This window comes from Mucilaginibacter lappiensis, from assembly GCF_050433765.1.
In the GTDB taxonomy this organism is placed as follows: domain Bacteria; phylum Bacteroidota; class Bacteroidia; order Sphingobacteriales; family Sphingobacteriaceae; genus Mucilaginibacter; species Mucilaginibacter lappiensis_A.
Genome location: NZ_JBNPWP010000001.1, coordinates 29592 through 49059 on the forward strand (window position 1 = coordinate 29592; position 19468 = coordinate 49059).

Genomic DNA, 19468 nt, shown 5'->3' on the forward strand with positions numbered 1-19468 from the left:
GTTGAATAAATATACAAAATATAAATGTCTTGTCTATCTTCTTAGTATATAATTTTACCGGAAAAATCAGCGTTTTAACGCGGGTTAAACTTAATATGCGCGAGGTAAGGCGCCAGCTCATTAAGGGCTTTAAATGCCCTTAAACGGAGTATCTTATTTGTATGCGCATTATAAAAAACCTCTCCATAGAAGCTATTCAAGCTATATAACCGGACGATCAAACCATTTTCCTCGCGGTCTGCTAGGAAAGTCCCCTGCCAGATGGCTTCGGCTTGTTCAGTTTCATTAAGCGCATTAAAGTCATCCAACGTCTGCATATAACAAATCTTACGAATAAGGACAGAAAAAGGTTGTTAAATATTCTAGTTTTTCAGGCTGCTAATACCAGTAACGAGCAGATGAGGGCGATACAGATATACTGTATGTTGCTATAGGATTGCGAGTGTTCAATGCTAATCCTGCTTGTTAATCGGGGAAAAAATCAACCAGGTTGAACAAAAATGATCAACGCAACAAGATATTTAGCAGTACGGACTGAAACACAGTAATGTAAAATGTGATTGGAATTTGTATTATAAACATTTGTTTCTGATTTAATAGACAATTTTATCTAAATTTGAATAACTATTTCGGTAAATGACAAAAGCAGAAAGAACAAAGCAGTTTATCATCGAACAGGCCGCTCCAATCTACAACGAAAAGGGTATTGCCGGGACTACAGTCGATGAGGTTTTAGAAGCAGCAAATGTAGCACGGGGTTGTCTTTATAATCATTTCGAAAATAAAGATGCGTTATCTTATGCGGCTGCGGATTTCTTATTAAAGAAGAACGATGAAAAGGTTATTGGCGCTGTCAGTAAAGGAAAGACAGCCAGGGATAAAATTCATGCTTACCTGAATTTTGGCAAAAATCCAATGGAAACCCATATATCAGGAGGTTGTCCAATTTTTAACCTGGCGGTTGAAGCTGACGACAATAACCCGATCGTTAAAGAAAAGGTAAAAAAAACAATGATTTCTGCTCATCGCTTTTTTACGTCCATCCTTAAAGATGGAATTAAAAACGGTGAATTTTTGCCGACGCTTGATGCGAGCGCATTTGCCTACAAAATGTTTGCCTCTATCGAGGGAACAATTTTGATCTGTCGCGTCCTTGGCTCAAGCCAGCCAATGCAAAGTGTTGTAAAAAGTCTGAAAAGCGAATTGCAGGCTTTTGAAACAGATAGACCCTTTCAGGAAAACTAAAATGACATTTTTAAGAGGCATTGACATGCTCCGGTTAAATTTATCTATTTAAAGATAAAATGATCTATTTTACCTCTGTTCACCTTTCAGCATTTCCTTTTACCAAAAGGCTCCCGCGGGACAAATCTCAAAAAGCGTGACAAATGTTAACGCGAAATTGTGTCATATAGCTTCGTTTTGGATACCCATTCGTGCCCGCTTTTGTTCAGGCACTTGATCGTCTAAGTGCTGGAATTTTGAACATCAAAAAACAAGGTATATGAAAATGCACAACAGTAATTCAGATCCTTCCGCAACGTCTTTTCAGTACTGGCGGCACGGATGATTTGAAGCTGTTCATCAGAAATGCCCCCCGCATAAGTACTTTTCAAAGAATTCAAACATACTTGACAAAGCTATTCAAACACTTGGATTAAATGTCTGAAATCAAATCATCGCATTAGTAACTGAAAGGGTATAGATCGATTCAACTTGGATATGTGCTAATCATTCCGTGTTTTGGACAAATCTTAATTTCACCTGGCCGATACCTTTGTTCTTAATATTTAACAAAGAAACAGATGTCAAAAATAATTTTAATCACCGGCGCCTCGCGCGGTTTCGGTAAGATCTGGGCTAAAGCCCTTCTAGAACGCGGCGATAAAGTTGCTGCAACCGCAAGGAATACTGCGGACCTGGACGATTTGGTAGCCGCCTATGGTGACGCGGTGTTCCCGATACAATTGGATGTGAATGACCGGGATGCTTGTCTTACTGTAGTAAACAAAGTAAAGCAGCACTTCGGCCGTATTGACACGCTCATCAACAACGCCGGTTTTGGCTTATTTGGGGCGATCGAAGAAACCACTGAACAACAAGCCCGTGCGCAAATGGAAACTAACTTTTTTGGTGTGCTTTGGGTAACACAGGCTGTTGTGCCAATCATGCGCGAACAGGGGAGCGGCCACATTATCCAGGTATCAAGCTTTCTGGGTTTGGTAACCTTGCCTGTTTTAGGCTTATACAATGCCTCGAAATATGCCGTAAATGGTTTGAGTGAAACATTAGCCAGTGAGGTAAAAGGATTTGGGATCAATGTAAGCCTGATTGAGCCGAATGGATTCTCAACCGACTGGGCAGGGGCGTCTGCTTTCCAAACAGAACCTAATGAATTGTACACACCGATAAAAGAAGCGTTCTTTAAGGCTGCCACTCCCGATAGTTGGGGAAAACCAGAAGCAACTGCACCAGCCGTCTTAGCGCTAATCGATAGCGAAAACCCGCCCTTACACTTCCTGTTGGGAAAAATTGCCTATCCGGGGGTTAAGCAGGTCTATGCAGATCGTTTGGCTGAATTTGAAAGCTGGAAAGACGTAGCTGCGGAAGCCCACGGTCATTAATAAATCATTTAAAAAAATGAATCACAAGCTACGCAAAGAAATTGTGTAGCTTGTGATTCATTAGTATTTACCGAAATGAAACATTATAAACGTTTAGCTGAATTGCATAAGGGTAACGGCTTTCCGCCGCCCGAAAACCCGCTGTTCAGTATCTACCAATGCAACGGCGGTCTTTGCTCGATAGGTGACCGTGAATTTACCTCTGACTTTTATATGATCGGCTTCAAAAAGATCGTTTCCGGACATATTCTCTACGGACGTACCAAGTATGATCACGAGCGAGGTTCCATGACCTTCTTCAAACCACGGCAGGTGATAGAAATGAAGAACCTGGCGATGGAGGAGGACGGATTCCTGATTTTTATCCATGAAGACTTCCTGAACGGGCATAGTTTGTATAACGAGATTAAGAAGTACCACTACTTTGATTACGAGATCAATGAAGCCCTGCACCTTTCCCCGACCGAAGAAAAGACCACTTGGGATCTTTACCATAAGATCGAAACCGAATATCAGAATAACCAGGATGAATATAGCCGCGAACTGATCCTTGCGAATGTAGATACCCTGCTAAAATACAGCCAGCGCTTTTACAAAAGGCAATTCCTCAACCGCAGCGAACTGTCCGGAAAAACTGTCACGAAGTTTAATCAGGAGATAAACCGCTATGTCGCTAGTGGGGCGCTTGCGCTTAAAGGCTTGCCTTCGGTTCATGATATGGCTGCCCGCCTGAACATATCTGCCGGCTATTTGAGCGATGTACTCAAACAGGAAAGCGGAAAGACCGCACTGGAACATATTCATATCTATTTAATATCAGAAGCCAAAAACCAGCTCAGAAGCGAGGATAAATCCGTTTCAGAGATCGCCTATTCATTAGGCTTTGAAAACCTTTCTTATTTCTCCAGGCTGTTTAAAAAAGAAGTCGGAATTAGCCCCAATCTGTTTAAAAAACAATTGCTGAACTAACTCCTGATCAAGGGCGGATTCTCAAACGGCACTTTTGGCGTCATTACGATTTTTATCTGATGAGAAAAGGCGATCGCTTAGTTCGGGGAATCTTATCGTTGCCGTTATCCAAACTACGATATCAATGCCCAACAGGATACTTCGGTGATGCCGCAAATGCGTTGCAATTTAACCTCGAGATAGGATGATAGTAATAAGATTCCTAAAATGCTGGTCCGCGGTACGGCGAACAGGATAACTGACAACAGTTCTATAATACCCAATATGCGATAGGTGGCAAGCGTTATGCCAAAGGATTTCGTCATTTCGAGCGCATGTTCACTTTCGCTTATTTTATCAGTCGCCGAAGCCGCCATCATAAATACAATGATGCCGCTCAGTGAAAAGCCTTGTCTCTCCGCTTATTATCCTTTATCATTGGGCCAATGAGAGTATGCCCGCCTTCAAAGCATCGCAGGAAAGTATTCAAAAACAATTAAACAAGGTGCTCTAATTTTTATAATGATTCCCGGCGACAAGCACTTACTTAAATTTATTTCGTTTTTTTAACTTTGTCTATATCGCGCCACCTTATGTCTGTACACGTAGCTATTACCCGTAAAGTTTTGCCCGGTAAGGAAGAAGAATTTAAAGAAGCACTTCACCGATTCATGGGCGAATCGTTCAAACACGACGGCGTGCATGGTGCCAGTATCATCACCGGCCCGGAAGGAGACGATGATCGTGAGATTGGTATTCTTCGAACTTTTAAAAACAAAAAAGAAAGGGATGCTTTCTATCAGTCTGAACATTTCAGAAAGTGGGAGGAATATGCATCGACAGTAACGGAACAACCGGTTTACCGGGAACTGAACGGGTTGGAGGCCTGGTTCAGATCCCCCGGCGCTCCGCCACGCTGGAAAATGGCTTTAGTAACCTTATGTGGTGTATTCCCAACCAGTATATTTTTAAACCTCGTTGCTGGCCCGTTGATCAAAACACTTCCACTTGTATTCCGCTTGCTGATCATCGCAGTGTTGATGGTGGCTATGCTGACCTGGCTGGTGATGCCTGTCCTTACACGGTCGTTAAAAAAGTGGCTCAAACCATAATGTTGTATAAGGGGGCAATCAGGTAATTAGGGAATGAGTATTTACTAACTTTATCTGTTATGAAACCAGCGCTACTAAGCAAAGGGATGAGACCTGTCAGCAAGTCTATTCACTTTGAAACTGAGGGTATTGGTGTTGTCCAGTATCCGCAGTATAGCTGTCCGGGCATTTGATCCTACATCAGGACATCAATGTTGATGGGCCATTCGCTTTCTTATCCTGCTCAATGAGGGCCCTTTTATACCCAGATAGGAGGCAATATGGTAAAGCGGTACGGAATTGAAGATATCAGGATGCTGAGCAAGCAGGTCCCTGTATCTACCTTCTGGTGAATCGAATAAAAGACCCTCAGTAGCACTCATCACCGCCTGAAATGCCTGTTCCGCCACCATCCGTCCAAACCTTTCCCATTTATGTGATTTTTCATAAAGTAAATTAAGTGAGTCAATATGAATGTAAAGTATCGTGGAGGCGACCATGGATTCGGTAAAATAATTACAAGCGGTTTGGCTCAGAAAACTTTTATACGACGCGATGAACTCGTTATTGCCAAAAAACAACATGTTTCTTTCTTCGCCCGTTGTCTCATTGACGCGATAGATCCGAAAGACACCGTCAATGATAAATCCCAAATGTTTGCAGATGTTTTTGTACTCATTATAAAACTCTCCTTTTTTATACGTTTTTAATTCCCAATAGGGGAGGGACAGGTTGAAGCTTTCTCGGTCCATGCCCAATTGATTGATAAATACCTGTTCTATTTGCGTTATTGGCGACATTTTATATTGGATTTAAAGGAAAAACTCACTGAATAGCATTGAGCGAGTTTTTCCTTTACGTAATTTCTTAATTATTTCGATGCCTTCACAATTGCATCAACAAGCTTACCCGGCATAGAAATGAACGGGGTATGACTGCTGGTCAATATAAAAGTTTTATTAACAGCAGACACTTTCACCATGTTTTGTTGGAAAGCATAACTGATCGCGTGGTCGTTTACAGTATAAATATAGGCCTTATTTACACTTCCAAAGTTAGCTTCCGTCAACGTTACCGGAGATGCAAGCGGGGCAAGGGGTTCTGTCTTCCAGTTGGCTACTATGAAGTCCTGTACATCTTTCCTTGCATCCTCGGCAAATACATCGACGATACCTTCTTTGGCTATGATCGCTGCGCCATGATCTTTATCGATACTTAGGTACTTACCGGTATGGCTTCCTGCATCCTGCTGTGCGAGTGAAAGCAGGCTCTCGCCGCTTTTTGGCAGGTATGCTGCAAGATAAATCAGTTCTTTGATCTGGCCAGGTATTTCCTCGGCCACCTGGCTGATAACCTGTCCGGCCATACTATGACCAAGAAGAATGACGCTTTTCTTATCACCGATCGCATTTTCAACTGTCTTTACGTACGATTGAAAGTCAATATTGGCAAAGGAGGTCGTATCTGTTCCATGGCCCGGAAGGTTAACTGCGATCACAACGAAACCTTTTGCTTTTAAAAGCGGAACTACCGCGTTCCATGCGGATGCGTCAGACCAGGCTCCGTGTACTAAGACTATTGTTTCCATTTGTTTATTGGGTTTGTTTTGTGAGAATGAGTTGAATCCAACTGATATTAATAGGAGGATTAAAATTGCTTTTTTCATGGTTGTCGTTTTTTAAATCATTTTTTATACCACAAAGTTATGAGCGCCCCACCGGATAAATTTTCACCCATGTTAAAATCGGATCGATGTTTGCCCTTCGCCAGGTAAGTTTCTATTTTAGCTTTTTATTTTATATAACAAATTGATTATGAGATGGATAAAACGTCTATTTTGTCTAAATGAAGAAGGCGCGGGCCGGTAACCTTTATTTTGTTATAATCTGATGACAAAACAGGCCGCTGGGGAGCCACTTTAGACCTCCAGAGTAATTTTTCCAACCGATCTGCCGCTTTCCAGCAACAAGTGCGCATCTCTTATTTGCGCCAGGTTGAAATGCTGTGAAACATGTGATTTGACAACACCTTTATTCAACAGCTCCGCGATAACTTTCATATGATCGCCGTTTGGCCGGACCTGGAGGTTATGTGCATTTATACCTAGAACTTTTGCTTTATTGAAGAGGTCTTCTGTGAAACCGAAGACAATGCTGACCACTGTTCCGCCCTTCTTGGTGATATCAAGAGAAAGAGCGGTATTTGTTCCTCCCAAGGGGTCGAGGATAAAATCCAGGTCAATGACAAGCTTCTCTACTGCCTGTGATTGATAATCGATATGTTCATCAGCTCCCAAATTCAAAACGAATTCGCGGTTAGCGGCGGATGATGTCCCGATCACATACGCACCAAGATGTTTTGCCATCTGTACAGCGTAATGCCCAACTCCGCCTGATGCCGCATGTATGAGCACCTTATCACCCTTTTTAACCTGCCCACAGACGGTTAATGCCTGCCATGCTGTTAGGGCGGAAAGCGTAGCTGCTGCTGATTCAGAGAACGATACATTCACCGGCTTAACCGCCAGATGTCCCGGTTTGGCCACTACAAATGCGGCGTATGCCTTGCCGGCTTCCGGATAATTAATCATCGCAAAAACTTCGTCGCCGGTTTTGAAGTTTTTTACGTCTGCTCCGGTTTCAGTAATAATGCCACTAATGTCCCAACCGAGTATCATGGGCAGCGGATCTTTCGCACGGTCTACCATTTTTGCACCCCGGCGTATTTTAAAGTCTACTGGATTGATGCTGATAGCTTTCACCTCCACTAGTACTTCATCTTGCTGTATTCTTGGCGTTGGAATGTCCGTTATTTCCAGGTTACCTACGCTGCCGAATTCTTTTAAAAGTATTGCTTTCATGGGATTTAAATTTGATGTTGTTTTAAAGGGGCTTATGATTAAAGCCAACTGTTTTGATTTGAAAAGTGATGGTAACCGATAAATTCGAAATGTTCGGATAATTTTGTCTTTTTTAATTCTATGGTGAATTTAAATCGTTGTTATCTCCCGGGTTTGATTATTAACCTGCCCAAATCAGGTGCTGTCTATATGTTTTGTTTATTCGTATATAGTAATGGTTGGAAGGGGATGATTATGACGGTGTAAAAATAGACAAAATTATCTTTTATTTTGATCGTTTAGCGAGGGGATATTTTTTAGCATGTGTCCAATACGAAAAGCACAAGTTATTACCAGCCTCGAGAGCCACGGAGAAAGCCATTCTTCAAAGGTAAAATGGCTATGTATCGAACTATGAAAAACACTTATATTCGCTTGATTTCGCTCTTTTTGAGATTGTATTTTAGCATTTTGGAACTTAATGTAGTTGCAGGAATTTTCAGCAGATCAGCTGCGCCACCAATCCCTGAAATTTTTCCGTTTGTTTTTTTGAGTATCGACACTATATAATCACGCTCTACTTCATCTATGGTCCGGATAACGGTATCCGGCAGGATTTCTTCCATTTCTTTCCGGCTCGAAACGGGCAGTGAACTGTCTTTTATGGTTGTCCCCGAAGCCAGTAATATACTGCGTTCAACCACATGTTCCAACTCTCTGACATTTCCCGGCCAGCTATAGGCTACCAGCTCTTTCATTACTTTGTTTGAAAAGTGCATGGTTTCTTTACTTCCCTTCTTTTTATATTTAGCAAGAAAGTGCGATGCCAGCATCGGGATATCTTCTTTGCGATCTCGGAGTGGCGGTAGAGTGATGGGGAATATATTTAAACGGAAATATAGATCCGGCCTAAATTGTCCTTCTTTTACCTCTTTTTGTAAATTTCGATTGGTGGCCGCTATGATACGGACATTTGTTTTGATGACAGTCTTGCCTCCAACGCGCTCGATTTCTTTTTCCTGAAGCGCCCTTAATAATTTTACCTGTAAATCGAGCGGTAATTCGCCGATCTCATCCAGAAATAAAGTGCTATTGTTAGCCAATTCGAATTTCCCTATTCTTCGTTCGGTCGCTCCGGTAAAACTTCCACGCTCATGACCGAATAATTCGCTTTCGATGAGGTTAACCGGTAAGGTCGCACAATTGACCTTTACCATGGCTTTGTCCTTTCTTGTAGAGGCATTGTGGATGGCCCTGGCAATAAGCTCTTTGCCGGTTCCTGTCTCGCCAAGGATTAATACCGAACTTTGACTATCAGCTACCTGGGAAACAAGATGGAATATTTTATTCATTTCCTGGCTGTTACCGATGATCTCACTGTAGTTGTAGGTCGTTTGTATTTCTTCCTGCAAATACACATTCATATTTTCCAGCTGAAGCTTATATTCGGAGATCTCCTTAAACTGCTTTTCAATTTTTTCATTGGCAATGATATTGGTCACTGCCGTTGAGAGCTGAGAAGAGATCCCCTGAATTAATCTTAGCTGATTTTTGTCCATACCACCCGCTGCATCCGTGAAGATCACCAACAACCCGGTCTTTTTTTTGCCTATACTTAAGACATGGTAGATCACCTCCTTCTTTCCGCACTCATAGTTCATCCTGAGATAGTCGGGAAGGGTGGTCGTCTGTGCTAATTTTGTAAGATCAAATACTTGCATATGATCAGAGAGGAACACCTGATCAGAAACCCAGTCGCTGATAGGAATTGGATTTTGCGTGATCCTTTCATACTCCGGATGACTCCGGCAAACCGAATCCGGGTCTAACAGATATGGAAGATACAGGTTTTCATCATCCGTCATTGTAAAGATCAGCAGATGGCTGATGGGAAGCACTTTTTTGAGTTTTTCTTTATTAAACTTTAGTAAGCCCTCTGCAGTCCTGATCTGTGCCATGTCCTTACTTAGCGAAAGGAGAATGGTTTTTTCTTTTTCACGTTCGATGATCTCTTCTTTGGCGAGAATGTTTTCGACCGCATTACCCAATGCAGAAGATATTGCCTTAATAAGTCCTAGCTCCTTGTTTAAAAAACTGTGTTTTTTTTCCGAAAATATAACAAAAGATCCGATATGATTACTTCCAGAAGCAAGCAGCGTAATGACCATTTCCCGGATGCCGCTGTTATAATTCATGGTGATCCATTCCGGAACATCCGGATGCAGCATCAGTTTGTCCAGATCAAATACTAACGACGTTTCCGATGCAAATGCCGCAGCCATGACAGGGTCATTGATCGAATAATGGGCATCACAAATACGTTTATAATCCGGGTGTTTCTTTTTACTTGCGGACTTCGAATCGAAAATTAATCCCGTGTAAGTTTTGGTAACAGGATTCGTCAGCGTCATTAGCGTATGACTGAAATTAAATAGCTTTTTGAGCCTCTTATGTAACACGGATAACAGATCGTTTTTATCCCTGATAGCGGACATGTCATTACTTATCTCGATCAGCGTGGATTTATCTCTGTCCCGGTCGAGTATTTGCTGTCGGAAAATACCTACTTCCTGCTGGCACTCCATGACCTTCATTTTGTCCACGGCTGTAAAGCAAGTGAATGCTACTGAAATTTGTGCTGCAATGCCTCTTACGAGGCTATAATAGGGCGCTAATTCGGTGTCCTGACTTTTTGAAAAGAAGAAAATCAAGCCGTTAAATTCATTCGCTGTTTTTAAACTGGAGACAACCATTTTTTTTACACCTGGCTGGATCCATCTGCTTAGATTTTCTGCAAGCCATGATGTTGGTGGAAGCTCTTCAACGTTATATTCGGATATTTGATTAGCCGTGATCAGCGAATAAAGAAAGGGGTCGTTATCAGGCAGTTTAACACGAACTTTAAGTCTAAATTTAACAGGCTTGGCCAGGTGACCACCACTTAACAATTCTTCGACTGTACGGGTTTCTCCATGAATCTTCACAATCAGGAAATCGGAAAAATAAGGCAGGTCATCCATTGAATTATGGATAACCTGCGCAATTTGCAAGCAATCTCTTACCTGGGATAGGCTAACACTCAGGCCTTTAAGGAATTTTTGTTCCGGCCTGTTCTCCTGTATTTTGTCACCTTCACGACCGGTTAATTCAAAAACGGTTGAAAAAACCTGTTGCGTAACCGCATCAATATGAATTAATTTGTCTTCAGCTAAGCTTGTCGGCATATTTAATGTTGATTCGGTAACGGTTAATGACATTGTTTGGTATAAATATCCGTTACTATCTATAGTTGAATCTAACAATTATTTTCAACAAAACAGTAAAGCGGTTTTTGGAAGTTTGAAATTATGCTCACTTTAATAAAAAGTCGGACTCAGGCAGCGTTGTCAGCTTCCCTCAACCGGTATCAGTGGCTCGTAATCACTCCCACAAAATCATTAACGAAAATCTGGCAAAACAATATTGTTTTTTCGACTGGGTCATAATCGTTCAGCACTTCCCGGAAAAGTGTAGCGTAGGCATCAAGCACCGTTAGACGATATATTAATTCCAGGCTGTTCCATGCATCGCTCGCCTGGCGTATAGCATGTATCCTGTTTTTATCAATGGGCTGATGGAAATGAAAATCCAGTTGTCCTTCAATATTTAATTCATGCCTTACATCTTTAGTATTGTAAGCTGTTTTATAAGTGAGATACTGGTTGGTTATCAGTAACCGCTTAAGTGTTTGAATCAATTCCATAGTGAGCTGATCAGGGCAGAAATTTGTACCTGGTGCATTGTGGAAGCTTTGTGTTTTTGTCGGCATAATTATCGGGTTACAATCTGTTTAGCAATGTGCTCGGCAGCGGTTGTTTAATAGCAGAATGGATTGGTGTTTCCGTTTTATAGGTTGATTCCATGCGCACATATTGTACGTTACTGGCAAACAGCACATCATTTGAAAGGACGATCCCCCGAAGCCCGCAATTGGTTTCTATCGCGTGTAGATAGGTGAATTTTAAATCGAGCCTGTCAAAAAACTGGTTGATAATGGAAATTTGAAAATCGCTGATCAGCCGATCATTATCTGATACCAAAGCCAACCTTCCTTCGTGCCTCCTGGTCACAAAGTCTTCTGTGTAACCACGATCGTGCAGTTTGATGATCAGGTTGGTAAGTGTGTAATTTACTTTCCTGGTTTTACCGTTTTGTAAACACATATCCATGTTTTAAGTTGACTGAATGATTACCGGAAAAAACAGATCGCTTTTAACGAAATTTTGGCATCCTGGTAATTTAATCATCAGTTTTCAATATTCAGACCAAAGATTAACTTATTGATAATTAAGCGTTTGTGAATTTTTAGTCTTTAATTTTTAACGAAATTTCGTAAATTATAGAGACCATTTACTGAATAAAATGAATGTAAAATGACCGATGCTTTTCGTTTGTATTCGAGAAATGAACTCAAAAAGATAACAACATAAATATTGACTGATTTATGTAAAAATTCTAACGGACCTGCCGATTTTAACCTGGGTGAAATGTTTTATGGAAGGATGCCGATAGTTTTGAGCGTCTAAACAATTAGGCATTACAATCATGAAAAAGTTAATTTATTTTGCACTATTTGCGATAACCGTTTCCTTCGTTTTGTCATCATGCTCCAAAGACCATGTCAACCCTCCATCTATTTCCAAGACCTACGTCATTGTACACGGCGCTTTTCAGGGGCCTTCAGCCTGGTTGAAAGTTAAAGCCGGCCTGGAAACCCAGGGACAAAAGGTGATCTTAATTCAACTGGCTGGTCACGAGAAAGACCAAACAGATCCTTCTAAAATAACAATGGATGTGTACAGGGATCAGGTAGTTGAAGCGATCAACGGTGTCAGCGGTAAAGTAATTCTTGTCGGTCATAGTCTTGGTGGCATGGTTATTTCAGCCGTAGCTGAGAAAATCCCCGCAAAGATCAAACGCCTGGTTTATGTGGCGGCATATATACCGGCTTCCGGACAAAGTTTGATCGACCTTGCCAAAACAGACCCTGGGTCATTGCTTTCGCCCGCCTTATCAATGCCGACACCATATACACTGGATGTCCAACATGATAAGATCACCAATATTTTTATTCAGGATGGTACTGATGCTGAAAAGAACCAGTTATTAACCGATTACAAAGTTGAACCGGGTCAACCATTCGGACAACCTGTAACCCTGACATCTGCTAACTACGGCACTGTGGACAAATATTATATCCATACCCTACAGGATCACGCAATATCACCTGATCTTCAGAATAGAATGGTTGCTGCTGCAGGAATTAAATCTGTGTATCAACTCAATACAAGCCATAGCCCGTTTATTTCCAAACCGGATTCTGTCACCACGCTGCTGATAAGGATTGCGAAATAAAATCATCATCAATCGGGTGGGAAGCTAAGATTGTTTCATTACCTGCCCTGTCGCGTCAGCGTTCATGCCTGCATACGGCAGTTCATTAAACTTTAACAGTTATCGAGGGGTTATGATGTCTTTCCGGCACATTAACCCCTCGTTCTTTAAAAATGCTTTTTCAAGTGTTTCCCATAGTATCGAGCTTTAACCGTTCAGAATATAAATTAAATTGTATTGAAAAAAAACAATTATCCAACATTGATCGATCGGGCATTTAATACCATTTCCTGGCCCCAGGTTGCCATATGTATTAATAACGGCCTCACACTTTTTCCCAGTTCGGTTAAAGAATATTCTACGCGGGGCGGGATTTCCTTGAATTGCTGACGATTGATTAATCCATCCGCTTCCAGTTCCTTTAGTTGTTCGCTTAACACTTTTCGGGATATAGACGGCATCCGTGCGGCTATTTCGCCAAAGCGCCTGGTATGGTCCGACAGATGATAAAGAATTATCGGTTTCCATCTTCCTCCGATCAAAGTTATCGTAGCCGTAACCGGGCAAGGCTTATTTTCAACTTTATTTTCCATTAGTCACATTTAGGTTACCACTATTTTCCATTGTTACCAAAAGGTAACAGTTACTTTTTGAAATCATCATTGGTAACTTTGAGTAACAAATGTAATTATTAAATATAAATTAAAGAAATTATGATTTTAGTAACAGGTGCAACAGGGCATTTAGGAAATACAGCAATCCAATCACTGTTAAAAAAAGGTGTTCCCGCCCATGAAATTACGGCTCTGGTAAGAGACGAAAAAAAAGCAGCCAATTTAAGTGAACAGGGTGTTCAATTAAAAACAGGGAATTACAATGACTATAACTCCATTGTAGATGCCTTGGAGGGCGTAGATAAACTCTTTCTGATCTCTTCTAATGATGTGGCGGCAGATACGCTTTTGCAACATAAGAATGTCATCAACGCCGCTAAAGAGAATGGTGTTCAGCACATCGTTTATATAAGTCAGGAAATCAAGGATGATGAGACAACAGCCATTCCATTCGTAATTCAGGTTCATCGAGGTACAGCTGAATATCTTAAGAAGACCGGGATTGCCTTTACCATATTTAACGACACGCTTTACGCAGATTCGATAGGAAAGTTTGCCGGAGAAGGATTTTTGGAAAACGGTATTTTCTTCCCAGCCGGTGATGGAAAGGTTCCCTTTATTCCCAGGACGGATATTGGGGAAGCCGCAGCTGTGGTTCTTACCACTCCCGGACATGAGTATAAGACATACGCGATAACCGGCAATAACGCTTATTCGTTTGAAGATATAGCAGGCATGCTATCAGATATTACCGGTAAAAAGGTTAAGTATCTTAATCCTGATCTTGATACTTATGCCGAAGCGCTTGGAAAGGCCGGCGTTCCGAAAGAGGTTGTTGGATTCTTAAGCGCGTTTGCTACAGCGATAAGAAATGGTGAATTTGATACGAACCGCAGTGATCTTGAAAATTTATTGGGAAGAAAACCAATGGAATTAAAGGAATTTCTGAAAATCACCTACGGTAAATAAGTTCTTGAAAGTGGGTTGCGGGTTAGGAAAGATGGACAGTCTTAAATTAATTGGTCGTTTTTTCATCGCCTGCTTTACAGGACGCTACCAGATAGGCGAATAAAGCAAAGGCTGTTATCAAATGTATGATAACAGCCTTTGCCTTGTCAAAGAAACACTATATATCACGTTAAGCCGAAAAAGGCACGTCAGACCTACCTAATGTGCAGATCAACTACAGGGAGAATCCGGCTTCGTCAGATCATTAAGTTATCCTATAGCCGTTTATTTGGTTCGAAAGGTAAAATTGCTTGCCACGATATGAATGGAACAACGGAAGAACAGCGCCGGCTTTGAGCTCAATGACCTGGTCAGGTGTTTTTGTGCGATGGTCGCCACCGCCCTGTGTCCCTTAGATCCCCAGGATGCTAAAGTCCAACCTGATGTTATAAATAATCTCTTTCAGTGTGTAGCAGGCAGATCTGTGCCAGGCCTAACCTTTAGAATAATTAATTGTTTGTTTCTGATGCGAGCCCTTTGCCGATTTTTAATCTTAACATTTTGGAGCTAAGTGTCGTTGCAGGAATTTTTAATAACTCGGCGGCTCCGCCGGCCCCGGATACTTTTCCGTTGCATCTTTTTAATATCGAGATAATATGTTCTCTTTCAACTTCGTCAATGGTCTTTACATGGCTGCCCGGTAGCAGGCTTTCGTCTTCAGAAACGGCGGCTGGCAGATATACCTGTTCTATTATTCTGCCGTTAGAAAGCAACACGCTTCTTTCTATTAAATGCTCTAATTCCCTGACATTTCCAGGCCATTCGTAGGAGGTAATTTCCCGAATCACTTTACCCGATAAAGTCATGTTTGATTTCATGCTTTTCTTGGCATGTTTGGCGAGGAAGTGGCTCGCTAATAATGGAATATCTTCCTTACGTTCCCGCAAAGCGGGAATATTGATCGGGAAAACATTGAGCCTGAAGAAAAGATCGCTTCTGAAACTACCCATTTGAACCTCCTTATGCAAGTCGCGATTGGTTGCGGCAATGATTCTGACATTTGTTTTTATCGTTGTCCTGCCTCCAACCCGTTCAATTTCCTTTTCCTGCAACACTCGTAACAATTTAACCTGAAGATCCAAAGGCAATTCGCCGACCTCATCAAGAAATAGTGTGCTGTTGTTTGCAAGTTCAAATTTTCCGATCCGCTTTTCTGTAGCGCCGGTAAAACTACCACGTTCGTGCCCGAACAGTTCGCTTTCAATCAGATTGGCGGGCAGGGTAGCACAATTCACCTTGATCATTACTTTGTCTTTTCTCAGCGAGGTGCTATGAATGGCTCGGGCTATTAATTCTTTTCCGGTACCTGTCTCACCTAGAATCAGCACGGAGCTTTCTGATTCGGCAACTTTGGACACCAGCTCAAATATCTTTTTCATTGGAACGCTGTTCCCGATGAGCTCACTATAATTATTTGTTGTTTGAATCTCTTCCTGTAAATAAAGATTTTCCTCTTCCAGTTGTTTTTTAAACTGGTTGATCTCCACCAACTGTTGCTCGATTCTTTCGTTTGCCTTAATATTGGCCACTGCAATAGAAAGTTGATCGGAGACCCCTTGAATAAGACTGATGTAGTTCTTGTTCAATTTACTCTTTTCATTCAATAGAATGACAAGGATGCCATTTTTTTTATCACCGTCCTTTAGCGGTGCCATTACGGCCCCCCTCATACCGACATCATAATTCATCCGAAGGTATTTTGGTACAAATGGCCGCTCTAAAACTTCATCAAGATCATATACAATTGGTATTTCAGATTCCAGAACTACATCAAGAATTCCATCTTTTACGGCATATCGGCTGGTGGTTATCGTTTCATAGTCTTTATGGGCTTTTGCAGCAGAATTAGGATCAAGAGAATAAACTGTATACCATTTTCCGTCATCGCTAATAGTAAAGGTGATGACATGGCTAATGGAGAGTAACTTTTTTAGCTTTAAGTTAATGATCTGGTGAAGTTCATCTTTATTCCGTATGACCGCGAAGTTTTTACTTAAGTCGATCAATGTAGATTTTTCGTTATCCTGCTCCAATACGTGCTCATTAGCCAGTATATTACCAACGGCTACGGAAAGCTGCCAGCTTATTCCCTGTATCAGTCTGAGTTCTTTTTCCTGTAGCAAATGTTCGAGATCAGAAAATACGATCACGATTCCAATAAGGTCTTTCCCGTTAAATAAAGGTGACATTACCATTTCTTTAATCCCGGATCGATAATTCATCAGTATCCATTCCGGGATGTCTTTGGAAAAATCAAGTTCCTGCAAATTAAAAATAACGGGCTCTTTGGAGGCGATAACCGTTTTTATAAGGGGATTATTTAAAGGATATTCAGCATAGGCGATCCTGTGAAATTCCGCATGGTTCTTGCTTCTTGATCCCGGATCCACGACCAGGCTTTTATAGGTCTGGGTTTCCAGATCTGTAACAGCGGTTACTGCGTGACTGAAATAGAATAATTTCTTTAGTCGTTCCTGCACCATCACAAGCAGATCGCTCTTGTTACGTATAGCCGCCATCGCATTACTTATTGACAACAAAATCGACTTTTCCTTTTCACGTTCCATTATTTCGTCGCTTGTATTGATGTTGACCAAAGCGATCGTCAGCTGGTCTGCAATTCCCTGAATGAATCCGTGATCATCCTTCTTGAATCGCGGATCATTTTTCGTTGCCATGTAAACGCAGCCCAATAACATACCGCCGGCTCTCATTGCAACACCGGTTAATTCCCTGGCCCCATCTTCGAAAATCCTTTCGATGTATGGCGTGGCCTGTCCCTTGTTTAGATGTTCAGCTATGTCGAAACTGACCGGCTTCCTATTGTGTACGATCGTTTCATTTATCTCCTTTCCAAAGATCTCATCAGCCGGCAAAATTCCGCCAGGCTCCGTATGGTTATCTATCAACGAACCTGTGTCATTGTTATAGATATAATGCCTGCTGTTTTTAGGTTCATAATGTGAAACGATAACTTCTGAAAAAGCCGGGTTGATCTCCAGCGTTGCACGAACAACATTCAGCAGATCTTTTTTTGCTTTCACCGTGGAGATCGCGTTGCTCAGATCTAAAAGGATGGACTTTTCCTCCTGATGTTTCAGGATAATTTCGTTTGCCAGGACATTCGAAACAGCAATACATAACTGACTCGAAATGCCCTTAATAATGGCCAGGTGCTCCTTTTTGAAATTTCCCTTTATAGTACTTGTTAAAAAGAAACCGCCTACATCTGTGGTATTGCTTCGCATGACAACACCGACCAGTTCTTTAACGCCAGTACTGTTATAGTAGGGGACATAATCGGGAACAGGTTCACCACTATTGTATAAATCTTCTATATCAAAAACCACGGGTTCCTTTTGGGCATGGATAATATTTAAAATGCCGTCATCGATCGGATATTCGGACGCGATCCGAAGATCAAAATCAGCATGGATCAAACGCTCTGTATAAAAACGGTGCGCCCAAAAATAGAGTGCATGAGTTTCCTTCTCATAGAGCATCAGGTGTATATCATCGAACGCTACAAGGGCCTTAAACCTTTCCAAAAGTACCTCTATGAGGTCGTCCTTGGTGCGGGTCGCTGCGATGTCGTTGCTGATGGATAACAGGACCTGGGACATAAACTGATCATCTGTCAGGTCTTCTTGTAATTGAAGCGTTTGATCACTTAGCATAATGAATTTAAATTTAAATTTCGGACCGAATGGCTCACCTGCAGATTAGTGACGTGACTTTCCAATGGTGAGCATGCAGCCTGGTTTAACAGTTTTTATTTAAACCCAATATGCTATTATTGTGCCAGTGTATAATTAATTATAAATCAGTGATTTACAATTATTAAAGACAATAAAAATTACGATATTAAGTTAAAATTTCATTTTACAACGAAATTCAGTCGAAATATATAACTATATATCGTCTATTTGATCGCTAAATGTCGTAAGTTATTCAGTTTCGGACCGGCTAAGTTCGATCATTGCTGTCAGGTGAATTTCATCATCCAAATTGTCTTCTTCCAGGTGTAAATTAAAGTCTTTCCGGCTGATACAGCCGAAAAGACCAAGTACCATCACCGGGGAGTGGGCACCCTTTTTTGCATGTGTGTAGTTGATTACTAGTGTTACTTCTGAAGTTACGTCCTTTATGGTCAAATTGCCTTTGACTTCTCTGATATTTCCCTCGCTAAGCCTGCATCCATTGATGGCTGTAAACTCCATGTTAGGATATTTTTTGGCATGGAGGCAATCCGGAGACCTAAGCTTTTTGTTCCTGAGCACATTATTCGCATTGATCGATCCGGTTTCTAAAGAGACATTAATGTCAACGGTGGAGAAATCATCATTAGCAGTTACATTTCCCCAGAAATCATTGATATATCCTGTAAGACTGCTTATCTTATAATATTTGATCTTAAATTCAATGGCAGAATCTTTAGCCGAAAATCTCCAGGTTGACTTATTCATAATGTTTGGTAATGCTAAATATCGTGGTAAAGTAATACCACATTTATCCGGTGTATAATTATGTACTGTTTATTCTATTTGGTTTGTTGCTGCAAAAAATTCACACCTCTCAATGTAGTAACCGGTAAATATTTTATGCTACTCCTTCGGATTCTTTATAGGTTATCAGGCTTTTCAATTGGCCATGACACCTATAAAAATTAAAATGCGAATTTCATCAACTTTAAGCGGTGTTTTCAGTTTATGCGTCAATCCTTTATAAGGATAAAACTGATGCCAGTAAATAATAACTTGATCTACAGATAGATAAATTATTGATCGTTTTTTCTTCGACGATATTTCGGGAATTTTATAAAGTATTAACGAAATGAAATAATTTAATGTCTTCGCACTAAATTAAAACACACTTTTTTAACCGATTATTGGAAACCACATTTCAAGGATGTTTAAGACTATTTGCAGAGAGATGATGTTTTATGAAAAAAATAGACGAGATTGTCTTTTT

At 41.1% G+C, this 19468-nt stretch carries 17 protein-coding genes; 6 read left to right on the forward strand and 11 right to left on the reverse strand.

Translation table 11 applies throughout. The features are described from left to right. Positions 1 to 74: 74 nt before the first annotated feature. The gene (locus tag M2273_RS00130) at positions 75 to 317 is read right to left on the reverse strand and encodes a hypothetical protein (RefSeq protein ID WP_429391507.1); all 243 of its coding nucleotides are present in this window, start codon (positions 315 to 317) and stop codon (positions 75 to 77) included. Between the two features lie 319 nt (positions 318 to 636). On the opposite strand from M2273_RS00130, the gene M2273_RS00135 reads away from it, so the two are divergent. The 3 genes from M2273_RS00135 to M2273_RS00145 all read left to right on the forward strand — a co-directional run bounded on the left by M2273_RS00135 (position 637) and on the right by M2273_RS00145 (position 3593). Further along, positions 637 to 1245 (forward strand): TetR/AcrR family transcriptional regulator, encoded by a 609-nt coding sequence (locus M2273_RS00135; protein WP_110582335.1) that lies wholly within the window; start codon positions 637 to 639, stop codon positions 1243 to 1245. 560 nt (positions 1246 to 1805) lie between these two features. After that, positions 1806 to 2624 (forward strand): SDR family NAD(P)-dependent oxidoreductase, encoded by an 819-nt coding sequence (locus M2273_RS00140; RefSeq protein ID WP_110582336.1) that lies wholly within the window; start codon positions 1806 to 1808, stop codon positions 2622 to 2624. A 75-nt stretch (positions 2625 to 2699) separates the two neighbouring features. Then, positions 2700 to 3593, forward strand: a complete 894-nt coding sequence (locus M2273_RS00145; RefSeq protein ID WP_110582337.1) for a helix-turn-helix domain-containing protein — start codon at positions 2700 to 2702, stop codon at positions 3591 to 3593. 113 nt (positions 3594 to 3706) lie between these two features. Here M2273_RS00145 and M2273_RS00150 read toward each other — a convergent pair whose 3' ends face one another. Beyond that, positions 3707 to 3973 carry a DoxX family protein gene (locus M2273_RS00150; protein WP_429393985.1) on the reverse strand — a complete coding sequence of 89 codons (267 nt, stop codon included), beginning with the start codon at positions 3971 to 3973 and terminating at the stop codon, positions 3707 to 3709. Between the two features lie 192 nt (positions 3974 to 4165). Between M2273_RS00150 and M2273_RS00155 the strand changes: the two genes are divergently transcribed. Next, positions 4166 to 4684 (forward strand): antibiotic biosynthesis monooxygenase, encoded by a 519-nt coding sequence (locus M2273_RS00155; protein ID WP_110582339.1) that lies wholly within the window; start codon positions 4166 to 4168, stop codon positions 4682 to 4684. A 188-nt stretch (positions 4685 to 4872) separates the two neighbouring features. On the opposite strand, the gene M2273_RS00160 is transcribed toward M2273_RS00155, so the two are convergent. The 6 genes from M2273_RS00160 to M2273_RS00185 form a co-directional block, all read right to left on the reverse strand. Next, a complete protein-coding gene (locus M2273_RS00160) occupies positions 4873 to 5463 on the reverse strand; it encodes a Crp/Fnr family transcriptional regulator (protein ID WP_110582340.1) in 591 nt (196 codons plus the stop codon). Positions 5464 to 5534: 71 nt separating this feature from the next. After that, positions 5535 to 6251, reverse strand: a complete 717-nt coding sequence (locus tag M2273_RS00165) for an alpha/beta fold hydrolase (protein WP_429391509.1) — start codon at positions 6249 to 6251, stop codon at positions 5535 to 5537. A gap of 330 nt (positions 6252 to 6581) precedes the next feature. Further along, positions 6582 to 7523, reverse strand: coding sequence for an NADP-dependent oxidoreductase (locus M2273_RS00170; RefSeq protein WP_429391511.1), 942 nt, complete (start codon positions 7521 to 7523; stop codon positions 6582 to 6584). 404 nt (positions 7524 to 7927) lie between these two features. Continuing rightward, entirely contained in the window at positions 7928 to 10759 is a 2832-nt protein-coding gene (locus M2273_RS00175) for a sigma 54-interacting transcriptional regulator (RefSeq protein WP_429391514.1), read from the reverse strand. Positions 10760 to 10908: 149 nt separating this feature from the next. Further along, positions 10909 to 11310 carry a hypothetical protein gene (locus tag M2273_RS00180; protein ID WP_429391516.1) on the reverse strand — a complete coding sequence of 134 codons (402 nt, stop codon included), beginning with the start codon at positions 11308 to 11310 and terminating at the stop codon, positions 10909 to 10911. Between the two features lie 10 nt (positions 11311 to 11320). Continuing rightward, positions 11321 to 11710 (reverse strand): hypothetical protein, encoded by a 390-nt coding sequence (locus M2273_RS00185; protein ID WP_429391519.1) that lies wholly within the window; start codon positions 11708 to 11710, stop codon positions 11321 to 11323. A gap of 376 nt (positions 11711 to 12086) precedes the next feature. On the opposite strand from M2273_RS00185, the gene M2273_RS00190 reads away from it, so the two are divergent. After that, positions 12087 to 12896, forward strand: coding sequence for an alpha/beta fold hydrolase (locus tag M2273_RS00190; protein ID WP_429391522.1), 810 nt, complete (start codon positions 12087 to 12089; stop codon positions 12894 to 12896). A gap of 230 nt (positions 12897 to 13126) precedes the next feature. Here the strand turns inward: M2273_RS00190 and M2273_RS00195 are convergent, their stop codons facing one another. Beyond that, positions 13127 to 13468 carry a winged helix-turn-helix transcriptional regulator gene (locus tag M2273_RS00195; RefSeq protein ID WP_429391524.1) on the reverse strand — a complete coding sequence of 114 codons (342 nt, stop codon included), beginning with the start codon at positions 13466 to 13468 and terminating at the stop codon, positions 13127 to 13129. Between the two features lie 120 nt (positions 13469 to 13588). Here M2273_RS00195 and M2273_RS00200 point away from each other — a divergent pair, with 120 nt between their 5' ends. Further along, positions 13589 to 14458: an SDR family oxidoreductase gene (locus M2273_RS00200; protein WP_429391526.1), complete on the forward strand. Its 870-nt coding sequence runs from the start codon at positions 13589 to 13591 to the stop codon at positions 14456 to 14458. A gap of 488 nt (positions 14459 to 14946) precedes the next feature. On the opposite strand, the gene M2273_RS00205 is transcribed toward M2273_RS00200, so the two are convergent. Continuing rightward, positions 14947 to 18174: a sigma-54-dependent Fis family transcriptional regulator gene (locus M2273_RS00205; RefSeq protein WP_429391528.1), complete on the reverse strand. Its 3228-nt coding sequence runs from the start codon at positions 18172 to 18174 to the stop codon at positions 14947 to 14949. Between the two features lie 270 nt (positions 18175 to 18444). Further along, entirely contained in the window at positions 18445 to 18963 is a 519-nt protein-coding gene (locus M2273_RS00210; RefSeq protein ID WP_429391531.1) for a YceI family protein, read from the reverse strand. Positions 18964 to 19468 lie beyond the last annotated feature (505 nt).

Bases quoted from the DNA above. Each gene is read 5' to 3' on its own strand.
- M2273_RS00130 (WP_429391507.1), bottom strand. From the start codon at position 317: ATGCAGACGTTGGATGACTTTAATGCGCTTAATGAAACTGAACAAGCC.
- M2273_RS00135 (WP_110582335.1), top strand. From the start codon at position 637: ATGACAAAAGCAGAAAGAACAAAGCAGTTTATCATCGAACAGGCCGCT.
- M2273_RS00140 (WP_110582336.1), top strand. From the start codon at position 1,806: ATGTCAAAAATAATTTTAATCACCGGCGCCTCGCGCGGTTTCGGTAAG.
- M2273_RS00145 (WP_110582337.1), top strand. From the start codon at position 2,700: ATGAAACATTATAAACGTTTAGCTGAATTGCATAAGGGTAACGGCTTT.
- M2273_RS00155 (WP_110582339.1), top strand. From the start codon at position 4,166: ATGTCTGTACACGTAGCTATTACCCGTAAAGTTTTGCCCGGTAAGGAA.
- M2273_RS00160 (WP_110582340.1), bottom strand. From the start codon at position 5,463: ATGTCGCCAATAACGCAAATAGAACAGGTATTTATCAATCAATTGGGC.
- M2273_RS00165 (WP_429391509.1), bottom strand. From the start codon at position 6,251: ATGGAAACAATAGTCTTAGTACACGGAGCCTGGTCTGACGCATCCGCA.
- M2273_RS00170 (WP_429391511.1), bottom strand. From the start codon at position 7,523: ATGAAAGCAATACTTTTAAAAGAATTCGGCAGCGTAGGTAACCTGGAA.
- M2273_RS00175 (WP_429391514.1), bottom strand. From the start codon at position 10,759: ATGTCATTAACCGTTACCGAATCAACATTAAATATGCCGACAAGCTTA.
- M2273_RS00180 (WP_429391516.1), bottom strand. From the start codon at position 11,310: ATGCCGACAAAAACACAAAGCTTCCACAATGCACCAGGTACAAATTTC.
- M2273_RS00185 (WP_429391519.1), bottom strand. From the start codon at position 11,710: ATGGATATGTGTTTACAAAACGGTAAAACCAGGAAAGTAAATTACACA.
- M2273_RS00190 (WP_429391522.1), top strand. From the start codon at position 12,087: ATGAAAAAGTTAATTTATTTTGCACTATTTGCGATAACCGTTTCCTTC.
- M2273_RS00195 (WP_429391524.1), bottom strand. From the start codon at position 13,468: ATGGAAAATAAAGTTGAAAATAAGCCTTGCCCGGTTACGGCTACGATA.
- M2273_RS00200 (WP_429391526.1), top strand. From the start codon at position 13,589: ATGATTTTAGTAACAGGTGCAACAGGGCATTTAGGAAATACAGCAATC.
- M2273_RS00205 (WP_429391528.1), bottom strand. From the start codon at position 18,174: ATGCTAAGTGATCAAACGCTTCAATTACAAGAAGACCTGACAGATGAT.
- M2273_RS00210 (WP_429391531.1), bottom strand. From the start codon at position 18,963: ATGAATAAGTCAACCTGGAGATTTTCGGCTAAAGATTCTGCCATTGAA.